Raw genomic sequence first — 9,753 nt, 5'->3', positions numbered from 1 at the left:
TCCAGCAGGGCATGAATGGCGGAAATGGCGGAGCACATCAGGGTGATTTCGGTGATATCGGCGATATTTTCGAAACGATATTCGGCAGCGCGTTCGGCGGCGGCGGCGGCCGTCAGCAGCCGCGACGGGGCGCCGACTTGCGCTACGATATGGAAATCGGGCTGGAAGAAGCCTTCCACGGCAAGATTCGCGAAATCGAGATCGAAGTGTCCCAGACCTGCACCACCTGTCAGGGTTCGGGCGCCACACCCGGCACCGGCACGCGCGGATGCAATTTGTGCAAAGGCCACGGTAAAGTACGGGCAAAGCAGGGTTTCTTTGTAGTCGAACGTCCATGTCCCAATTGCCATGGCCGCGGTGAAGTGATCGAAGATCCGTGCCGGGATTGCCGCGGGGAAGGTCGGCTCGACCTGCCGCAGACGCTGCAGGTAGATGTTCCGCCCGGGGTGGATACCGGGACCCGCATCCGCCTGTCCGGTAAGGGTGAGGCCGGACCGCGCGGCGCACCTCCGGGCGACCTCTATATCTTTATCCATATCCGCCCGCACGGGGTGTTCCAGCGCGAAGGCACCACCTTGCTGACCCGGGTGCCGATCAGCTTCACCACGGCGGCGCTGGGCGGATCGGTCGAGATTCCCGATCTCGACGGGCAAACCAACACTATCGAAATCCCGCCCGGTATCCAGTCCGGCAAGCAATTGCGCCAGCGCGGTGCAGGGATGCCCGTGCTGCAGGGCCGCGGCCGCGGCGACCTGGTGGTGGAGATTGCGGTCGAAACGCCGACCAAGCTGACCAAGGCGCAGAAGGAAATCCTTCAGCAGTTTCGCGACACCGAAACGGGCGATGAATGTCCCGAAGGCCGCAGCTTTTTTGCCAAGGTGAAAGACGCGTTCTCGGGCTAAGGTGAAATGCGGCGACGGTTGACCCTATCCGTCCGCAAATTTCTCCAGAACTTCGTTGCGTATCGAATCGACAAGGTTCGGGCTCGCGGTCAGCCGTACCTGTTCCTCGTCCAGAACGGCCAGAAACGCCCGCCGTTTGAACGCGCGCGAAATTTTCTGGTCGACGGTGCATTCGCTCGTCGAACAGATCAGGTCGATCAGCCGCTCCGCGCCGTGCAGGCGTCCCCAAAGGTAATCGTTTTCGCGATAGGCACGGCTGAAGAACGCCCCGAAGTTGTACAGTTCGGTCCCCCGCAGGGTCGCCCTGGTCCCGCCGTCGCGGATCGAAAGGGCATCGTCAGGGGAGATCCGGTCGACTTTGATCGGGTCGAATTCGGTCAGCCCTTCGTTGTGCAGCAAGGGCAATGTTGCGATGTCGTAATAGGGAAAACCAAGGTAGGTCAGCAGCATCCTCCGGCGCAGGTTCTTCGGCATCTGCTCCAGCGCGGCAGCGAACATTTCTTCGGCCTGGGCATCCACCTGGGGCAGCGAGCGGATTTGACACAGCCAATCCAGCAATGCTCCCGGCTCGTCCATCACCCCTTCTGCCAGCTTCGTGAACTCTTCCCCCAGCTGCTTCGCGCTGCCCCGGGCAAAATAAAGCGAGAGTATCTCGAAAATGGCCTCTCGCGCCTGCTCCAGCGCACTATCGGAAATGTCAGGATCGGATTCCCAGTCTCGCGCCAGGCGGCGGGATAGCAACCGAAGGCGGCGCACGCGAAAACCCAGGTCGTATGCACGGAAGAATCCGATTGCTTCCTCGCTTGCCCCGCCACCGGCACCGATCAGGCTGGATAGCCCGCGATCTTCCAGCGCCACGCGCAAACGGTGCGCAATCGGCTGTGCATCTGCCGACGCCGGGTCAGGTGCGGCATCGCGCACCAATTGTGCCAGATTTTCCACGATCGCCGCAAATTTTGTTTGCGCGTAAGAATGGAAGGCAAAACCCGCTGCTTCTGCTGCCGATTGCTGCGCCCGGTTGCGCCATGCCTTGAGTCGCCGGGGCGTCGGCTTGTCAAAGAACAGGGTTCGCCCGAATAAACGCTCGACATTGCGTTCGACCTCCGGCCGGAGCGTACTGATCAGATTGCGCATCCGGTCCGCTTCCCTCGATTGCTGGCTGAGCACTTCAAGATTATCCCGAATCGGCTGCTGGCGAGGTATCGTCGAAAGCGAACCCAGGATCGCCCTGAAAAAGCCCACGGATTGATCGAGGCGATCGTCAGGCGATCCGAACCCATCGGGGCTGGGATCGATATAGACAAATCGCCGGTCGACTTCGCGCTGCGATGGCCGGCCATGCAGGGCCTGGATGGCCCCGGCGAATGGCGCGTTGACCAGCACCGAGCCATCGATCAGGGCGACATGGCCGGTGCTGCCGGACTTCACGTGGGCGGGCATGACGCGGTCCAGGAACGCCTGCCGGCCCGGCCACTCGCGGTCTTTGTTGGTCGCCAACTGGTCGATTTCGTCGATCTTCAGCGGCGGAAAGGCTCCGGGGAAACTGGCCGTTGCGCGCGCGGCGAAGATCAGTTCGAGCCGGTTCGCCAGATCATGACCGCTACCAAACGGGACCGCAGCGGTGAAATCGATCGGCATCCGGTGCTCGCTTTCCTCCACCAGCGCCGGACTGTTAAGCCGCAGCAGCTCCGTATAGCCGTGGAAGTCGGTTGCGGTAACGAACAGGTCGATCGGGTGGCCTGGGGGCAACAGCGGCTTTTCCGGCGGGATTTCCGCCATCGTCTCCAGCGCCTGGTGCAACAGGGCAGAAAAACCTGCACCGGAAAAGGGCGGTTCGAACCAGCGCCCGCGAATGAACCGCGATACCTTGCGCCGCACTTCGCTGCGGGTTTCGGGCGCAACGCTTTCCGACACCTCGCTACCGGCCTGCTTTAACAGCCACCATGCAATCGGCTGCGCCCAGAATTTTGCAAACCGCCAGAGCGGCCGGGCGTCGGGATCGAGCAGCTTTTCGACATCGGCCATATCCAGCCACAAATCGGTCAACGGTTCCAGCGACTGGCCAGAGTGGATTGCCTGGGCAAGGAAGACTGCATTGATCCCGCCTGCACTCGCACCCGAGAGGATATCAGGCAAAATCCGCAGTTTCAGCCCGTATTCGGTTTCGATCTGCATGAGCAAGTCGCGGTAGACGCCCTGAACCCCTTCTGCGGGCGGTGTGCCGTCGTGGAAGGCACGGCTGGCGCGCGCCAGCTTCCAGATTTCCTTGGTAACGCCGTGCATGTAGACCGCCAGGCTGACCCCGCCATAGCACACCAGCGCAATCCTGAGTTCCTTCTGCCGCATCATTTCCTTGTGACCGGCATTTTTCGGAATGGCAATTGCGTTCTATGTATGTTCTAACTATTGCAAGGCATGGCCAAGACAAAGAAGCGCTACATCTGCCAAGCTTGCGGATCGGTTTCGCACCGTTGGCAGGGTCAATGTGCGGATTGCGCAGAATGGAACACGCTTTCGGAAGACGTTCCGGCGACGGTGTTTTCGCTGAAGCATGATCTGTCGAGCGGTGGGCGGTCGGTCCGATTCGTTGCGCTGGATGCACCGGGGGAAGTGCTGCAGCGCCGGCCCACGGGACTGGCGGAATTCGACCGCGCATTGGGCGGGGGCCTGGTACCGGGTTCCGCAATCCTGATGGGCGGCGATCCAGGTATCGGAAAATCCACCCTGCTTCTGCAGGCCGCCGCGAAGATCGCGAGAGCCGGCGGAGAGACCGTTTACGTCAGCGGAGAGGAAGCTGCGGGCCAGGTGCGCCTGCGGGCGGCGCGGCTTGGCCTTGCCGATGCGCCGATCAAACTGGCGGCGGCAACATCGGTCCGGGACATCCTGACCACCCTCAACGACATGGAACCGCCTGCGCTGCTGGTGACCGATTCGATCCAGACAATGCATTCCGACACGATCGAAGGCGCACCTGGCACGGTCAGCCAGGTACGCGGCTGCGCGTTCGAACTGATCCGCTTTGCCAAGGAACGCGGAACGGTGTTGGTATTGGTGGGCCATGTCACCAAGGACGGCTCGATCGCCGGGCCCCGCGTGCTGGAGCATATGGTTGACGTGGTGATGAGCTTCGAAGGCGAACGCAGCCACCAGTACCGGATATTGCGGGCGCTCAAGAACCGGTTCGGCGCGGTGGACGAAATCGGGGTGTTCGCCATGGCCGGGGCAGGGCTGGAGGAAGTGTCCAACCCCTCCATGCTGTTCCTGTCGGGCAGGGAGGCACCGTTGGCGGGGAGTTCGGTGTTCCCCGCGCTGGAAGGGACCCGTCCGGTGCTGGTGGAAATCCAGGCGCTGATCGTACGCCTGCAGAGCGGCGCTACGCCGCGGCGGGCGGTTGTCGGCTGGGACAGCGGCCGCCTCGCGATGCTGCTGGCGGTGCTGGAATCGCGCTGCGGCCTGAATTTCAGTTCCGCGGAAGTCTATCTCAATGTCGCGGGCGGATACCGCCTGTCCGACCCGGCGGCCGATGTCGCAGTCGCCGCTGCGCTGGTCTCCGCGCTCGCCGACAAGCCGTTGCCGTCGGGCAGCGCCTGGTTCGGGGAGATTTCACTGGCCGGGGAGATTCGTCCGGTTGCCCATGCGGGACTGCGTCTGCGGGAATCTGCCAAATTGGGCTTCGACAAGGGATTTGGTCCTGTTGCATCCGGCACACAGGAAACCGCAGAGTTTGGCAAACCGGCCGCGAATTCACCTAGATTTAACTACCAAACGCTCTATCAACTCAGCAATCTTGTGGACCAGATAATGTCGTCCGCATAAATCAGGCCTGAGCGCATGACCGGTTTTGATATCATCGTTCTGATTATCGTTGGCGTGGCCGCTGCGGGCGGATTCTTGCGCGGGCTGGTTCAGGAAGTGTTGTCGCTTGCCGCGTGGATGCTCGCGGTTTTTGCAATTCATTATCTCCACACGCCGTTAGCAGAGTGGTTCGAGCCCAAGATCGGGACGCCGTCGGGGGCGGCAGTGCTCGCTTTCGCCTTGCTGTTGCTGATTCCCTATGCCGGGATGAAGCTGATTGCCGGACGGGCCGGTTCTGCCTCCCGCAGTTCCGTTCTTGGACCGATCGACCGGGTTCTGGGCTTCGGCTTCGGCGCGATCAAGGGCGGCATCATCGTGGTTCTGGCGTTCTCGCTCCTGGTCCTGGGTTACGATACCGTGTGGGGCGTCGCCGGTCGGCCGACATGGATTACCACGGCGCGGTCCTACACTCTGGTAGATGCCGGGGCGGAAGCGCTGGTCAAAATGATCGAGGAGCGGCGCGCCCAATTGCGCAGCGACGATGTTGCCGTTCCAGAGCGATGAGCCTCTCCAGCCCGACGAAGCTCTATACTCCCGAACTTCTGGCGCTGGCGGTGAATCTGGCGAATTATCCCTACAATCCGGCGCTTCCGCTAATCGGCGAAGCCCGTTCGCGGACATGCGGGAGCAGTCTGGAACTCGCCTTGGCGATCGACGGGGAACGCCGCATCGAAACCGTCGGATTGCGGGTTACGGCCTGCGCGGTGGGACAGGCCTCGGCGGCGATTTTTGCAAAGGGAGCCGTGGGCAGGACAGCCGAGAATATCGCGGAAGCGCTGAAGCAGCTTGAACTGTGGTTGGGCAAGGCGGGCGATCTGCCCGCATGGCCCGGATTGGCGGCACTTGTGCCAGCGCGCCATCACAGCGGCCGGCACGGGGCCATAGTTTTACCGTGGAAGGCCGCCGCCACCGCGCTTTGCAAGGCCGGACAAGCGGGCTAAAGCGGCGCCTTGTAGCCCGCAAGCAAAGTGCGGGGCGGAGTTGAAGCCCGGGGGAATGAAGGCACCATGAGCGAGATTGCGGCCACGGGTGCATTGCCCGAAACAGCCCACAACCCCACGGCCAAGGAAATCCGGCTGGTCATCGCCGCCTCCTCTGCAGGAACGGTGTTCGAATGGTATGATTTCTTCATTTACGGGACCTTGGCTGCCCTGATCGGGGCGGCGTTCTTTCCCTCGGACAATGAAACGCTGGAAATGCTGCTGGTCTGGGCCGGCTTTGCCGTCGGCTTCGGGTTCCGTCCGCTTGGCGCGATCCTGTTCGGCTATCTAGGCGACAAGCTGGGGCGCAAATACACGTTTCTGGTGACGGTAACCCTGATGGGCATCGCGACCGCCGGGGTGGGTCTGATCCCCAACGCCGCCACGATCGGCATCGCCGCGCCGATCATCGTGATTCTGCTTCGAATCCTGCAGGGCCTTGCGCTGGGCGGTGAATATGGCGGCGCGGCAATCTATGTCGCCGAACACGCACCGCCGGACAAGCGCGGCCTTTATACCAGCTTTATCCAGGCCAGCGTGGCGGGGGGGTTCGTGCTCAGTATCGCCGTCGTCCTGATATGCCGGTTCCTGATTCCGGCAGAGGAGTTCGCGGCCTGGGGCTGGCGGGTGCCGTTCCTGCTTTCGATCATCCTGCTCGCCCTGTCGCTGTGGATGCGGCTTAAGCTGTCGGAAAGCCCGGTCTTCCAGGCGATGAAGGAAGCTGGCGAAACGGCGGAAAACCCGTTCATCGAAAGTTTCACCTATCCGGGCAATCCCAAGCGCATTTTCGTCGCCCTGTTCGGCGTGACCGGCATTCTGACCGTGATCTGGTACACTGCGTTCTTCTCCGGACTATCGTTCCTGCGCGGCCCGATGCGGATGAACGAAGGCCTGGTGGAAATCATTTTGCTGGTCGCCGGGTCCCTTTCGCTCGGCTTCTATGTGGTCGTAGGCAAATGGTCCGACCGGGTGGGCCGCAAAAAGCCGATCATGATCGGGGCCGGGCTGACGCTGTTGCTGCTGTTTCCGATTTTCTGGGGCATCGGAGCGCTTGCCAATCCGGGACTCCGGGCGAGTGCGAGCAATGCGCCTGTCGTGGTCACCGGGATGGCGTGCGACTATAATCCTTTCGCCAACGATCAGGACACGGATTGCGGCAAGCTGCTGCAGGATCTGACATCGCTGGGCATCCCGTACACCGTGCGGCAACTGGATGCGGTAACCGCCGGTCCGAGCAAGACGCCGGTCAACCTCAATGTAGGCGCGGCGCAGTACGATCTTTCCGAGGGCGTCGATCTCGGCGCGGCGGAGCGCAAACCCTATGTCCAGAGCTTGCTCCAGGAACAGGGGTACAGCTTCGAACGACAAACTCCGCCACTGCAGAACATCCTCGGCATCGTCGCATTGCTGATAGTTCTGGGCAGCTTGTCTGCGCTTACTTACGGGTCGGTGGCGGCGCTGCTGTGCGAAATGTTCCCGGCGCGCATCCGCTACAGCTCGATGTCGATCCCCTACCATATCGGTGCGGGTTATCTTGGCGGATTTCTTCCCCTGATCGCCGGTTACATCATCGCGACGACCGGTAACGCCTATGCAGGACTATGGTACACCTGGGCCGTCGTCGGGTTCGGAATGCTCGTTGCCTGGTGGGGCATCCAGGGTGGGCCGCCGCGCGATTTCAGCGATAATGCCTGACCCATCGGCCGAGCTTCCCCCGCCGACCTTGCGGCTGGGGCTGGACCATCATGCGCTGGCGGAAAACTGGCGGTTGCTGGACCGGCTCTCCGGCTCGGCCGAAGCGGGAGCGGCGGTCAAGGCAAACGCCTACGGACTGGGGGTGACGAGCGTAGTCCCGACTTTGCTCGAAGCAGGTGCGCGCAGTTTCTTCGTGGCACATTGGAGCGAGGTTCCCGCGGTGATAAAACACGCCGCCCCGGAAACGGTGTCAGTCCTGCATGGTCCGCTCAATGAGGCCGATGCCGCATTCGCTCGCACTACGGGCGTAAAACCAGTCCTCAACAGCCTCCATCAGGTCCGTCTGTGGCTAAATACCGGCGGCGGGCTTTGCGATGTAATGATCGATAGCGGGATCAACCGCCTGGGGCTGTCGCTGTCGGAAATCGGCGATCCGGCCCTGCACAATCTCGAGATCGATGTTCTGATGTCGCATCTGGCCTCGGCGGACGAGAACAGCGACCTCAACGCCGTGCAGCTTCAGCGGTTCAGACAGGCCGCGCAGCAAATACCGGCACGGAGGCTCAGTCTGGCCAACAGCGCGGGGATCGCGCTTGGACCGGAATATGCCTTCGGCCTGACCCGTCCCGGGCTAGCCTTGTATGGCGGCGTTCCGCGGCCCGAACTTGCTGGCCGGATTGCTCCGGTGGCAAAGCCCGAAGCGGCTATCCTGCAGCGGCGTCAGCTCAATCCCGGCGATACTGTAGGATATAATGCGGTCTTCACCGCAACCCGAAAGATGGACGTGGGCGTCGTCTCCCTGGGTTATGCAGACGGGTTCCTGCGATGCTGGACCGGAAAGGGTGCGCTGGCATCGGGCGGCGCGCGTCTGCCGCTGCTCGGCAAGGTGTCGATGGATATGGTCGTCATCGACATTTCTGCTGCGCCGCATCTGCGCGAGGGGGATTGGGTCGAAATCCCCTTCGACTTACCCGAAGCATCACGAACCAGCGGCTTGTCGCAATATGAACTGCTAACTACCCTGGGTCCGAGATACCGCCGCTGACAGAGCGCCTGGCGAATATGTTGCACTGCACATGCTGCAACTGCTATGAGTTCTCGTATAGTTAGAAACAGGGTTCCTGCATGGCCAAGCGTGATCAAAAGGACGGTGATACCGTCATAATCAAGAAATACGCCAACCGGCGGCTCTATAATACAAGCTCGTCGAGCTACATCACGCTTGACGATCTGTCGAAAATGACGCGCGCAGGAACGGATTTCAAAGTCCTGGATGCGAAAAGCGGCGACGACATCACGCATTCCATCCTGACCCAGATTATCATGGAGGAAGAAGCGAGCGGCGAACATATGCTGCCGGTCAGCTTCCTTCGCGACCTGATCGGGATGTATGGCAATTCGATGCAATCCATGATGCCGCACTACCTCGAAGCAGCAATGGTCAACTTTCGCGAGAACCAGGCGAAACTGCACGAAGCGCTGCGCACCAACATCGGCAACAACCCGCTGGCGAAGCTGGCGGAAAGCAACATGGCCATGATGCGCGCCGCGACAAAGGCGTTCATGCCGGGCACTGCCGGCGAACCGGCAAAAACCGACGGACCGGCACAAACTGACGAAAAAACGGAGCTTACCGAACTCCGCCAGCAGATGGCGGCCATGCAGAAGAAACTGGACGAACTGAGCAAATAGGTGCGCGCTTGACCTTGTGCAACCGTGCATTAACTGCACTTTTTTCCGCCTAATCCTGAACGGAACTTCCTTGTCCAATATCCGTCACGCCCTGACCGCGCGCCGCGCCGATGATTTTGCCGCCTGGTATCAGGAGGTCATCTCCGCTGCGGATCTGGCGGAGGAATCCGGTGTCCGCGGTTGTATGGTCATCAAGCCGTGGGGCTACGGCATCTGGGAGCGTATCCAGCGCCTGATGGACGACCGGATCAAGGCCACCGGGCACGACAATTGCTACTTCCCGATCTTCATCCCGCTGTCCAATTTCGAGCGCGAGGCGGAGCATGTCGAAGGCTTTGCCAAGGAGATGGCGGTCGTTACGCACCATCGGCTGAAGATGGAGGACGGCGCGCTGGTCGTCGATCCTGAAGCCAAGCTCGAAGAACCGCTGGTCGTGCGCCCCACATCGGAAACGGTGATCGGCACCGCTTTTTCACGCTGGCTGCAGAGCTGGCGCGACCTGCCGATCATGGTCAACCAATGGGCCAATGTCGTGCGCTGGGAAATGCGCACCCGCATGTTCCTGCGCACCTCGGAATTCCTCTGGCAGGAAGGCCATACCGCGCACGAGAACGAAACGGATGCGATGG

9 protein-coding genes are annotated in these 9,753 nt (G+C 61.5%); 8 read left to right on the top strand and 1 reads right to left on the bottom strand.

The genetic code is table 11. From position 1 onward, the window contains the following. The coding region (gene dnaJ / locus U0988_RS05335; protein WP_322291602.1) for a molecular chaperone DnaJ at positions 1 to 902 on the top strand (902 nt) is incomplete at its 5' end. A gap of 24 nt (positions 903 to 926) precedes the next feature. Here dnaJ and U0988_RS05330 read toward each other — a convergent pair. Next, positions 927 to 3,248, bottom strand: a complete 2,322-nt coding sequence (locus tag U0988_RS05330; protein WP_322291603.1) for a patatin-like protein — start codon at positions 3,246 to 3,248, stop codon at positions 927 to 929. A gap of 69 nt (positions 3,249 to 3,317) precedes the next feature. Here U0988_RS05330 and radA point away from each other — a divergent pair, with 69 nt between their 5' ends. The 7 genes from radA to U0988_RS05295 form a co-directional block, all read left to right on the top strand. Next, positions 3,318 to 4,718, top strand: a complete 1,401-nt coding sequence (gene radA / locus U0988_RS05325) for a DNA repair protein RadA (protein WP_322291601.1) — start codon at positions 3,318 to 3,320, stop codon at positions 4,716 to 4,718. 15 nt (positions 4,719 to 4,733) lie between these two features. Then, positions 4,734 to 5,261, top strand: coding sequence for a CvpA family protein (locus U0988_RS05320; RefSeq protein ID WP_322291600.1), 528 nt, complete (start codon positions 4,734 to 4,736; stop codon positions 5,259 to 5,261). Then, positions 5,258 to 5,698 (top strand): iron-sulfur cluster assembly scaffold protein, encoded by a 441-nt coding sequence (locus tag U0988_RS05315; RefSeq protein WP_322291599.1) that lies wholly within the window; start codon positions 5,258 to 5,260, stop codon positions 5,696 to 5,698. Before U0988_RS05320 ends, U0988_RS05315 begins: the two co-directional genes overlap by 4 nt. 66 nt (positions 5,699 to 5,764) lie before the next feature. Continuing rightward, positions 5,765 to 7,432 carry an MFS transporter gene (locus tag U0988_RS05310; RefSeq protein ID WP_322291598.1) on the top strand — a complete coding sequence of 556 codons (1,668 nt, stop codon included), beginning with the start codon at positions 5,765 to 5,767 and terminating at the stop codon, positions 7,430 to 7,432. Then, positions 7,425 to 8,477, top strand: coding sequence for an alanine racemase (gene alr / locus U0988_RS05305; RefSeq protein ID WP_322291597.1), 1,053 nt, complete (start codon positions 7,425 to 7,427; stop codon positions 8,475 to 8,477). Before U0988_RS05310 ends, alr begins: the two co-directional genes overlap by 8 nt. Before the next feature lie 80 nt (positions 8,478 to 8,557). Continuing rightward, positions 8,558 to 9,124, top strand: coding sequence for a polyhydroxyalkanoate synthesis repressor PhaR (gene phaR / locus U0988_RS05300; protein WP_322291596.1), 567 nt, complete (start codon positions 8,558 to 8,560; stop codon positions 9,122 to 9,124). A gap of 79 nt (positions 9,125 to 9,203) precedes the next feature. After that, on the top strand, positions 9,204 to 9,753 hold a 550-nt coding region (locus tag U0988_RS05295; RefSeq protein WP_416172366.1), incomplete at its 3' end, for an aminoacyl--tRNA ligase-related protein.

This window comes from Allopontixanthobacter sp. (genome assembly GCF_034376665.1).
Taxonomy (GTDB): Bacteria; Pseudomonadota; Alphaproteobacteria; order Sphingomonadales; family Sphingomonadaceae; genus Allopontixanthobacter.
The sequence above is the reverse complement of the archived record's forward strand: the minus strand, read 5'-3'. Positions and strand labels throughout refer to the sequence as shown.

What these genes read in the sequence shown, in the direction of transcription:
- phaR (WP_322291596.1), top strand. Translation starts at nt 8,558, where the DNA reads ATGGCCAAGCGTGATCAAAAGGACGGTGATACCGTCATAATCAAGAAA.
- U0988_RS05310 (WP_322291598.1), top strand. Translation starts at nt 5,765, where the DNA reads ATGAGCGAGATTGCGGCCACGGGTGCATTGCCCGAAACAGCCCACAAC.
- U0988_RS05330 (WP_322291603.1), bottom strand. Translation starts at nt 3,248, where the DNA reads ATGCGGCAGAAGGAACTCAGGATTGCGCTGGTGTGCTATGGCGGGGTC.
- alr (WP_322291597.1), top strand. Translation starts at nt 7,425, where the DNA reads ATGCCTGACCCATCGGCCGAGCTTCCCCCGCCGACCTTGCGGCTGGGG.
- U0988_RS05320 (WP_322291600.1), top strand. Translation starts at nt 4,734, where the DNA reads ATGACCGGTTTTGATATCATCGTTCTGATTATCGTTGGCGTGGCCGCT.
- radA (WP_322291601.1), top strand. Translation starts at nt 3,318, where the DNA reads ATGGCCAAGACAAAGAAGCGCTACATCTGCCAAGCTTGCGGATCGGTT.
- U0988_RS05315 (WP_322291599.1), top strand. Translation starts at nt 5,258, where the DNA reads ATGAGCCTCTCCAGCCCGACGAAGCTCTATACTCCCGAACTTCTGGCG.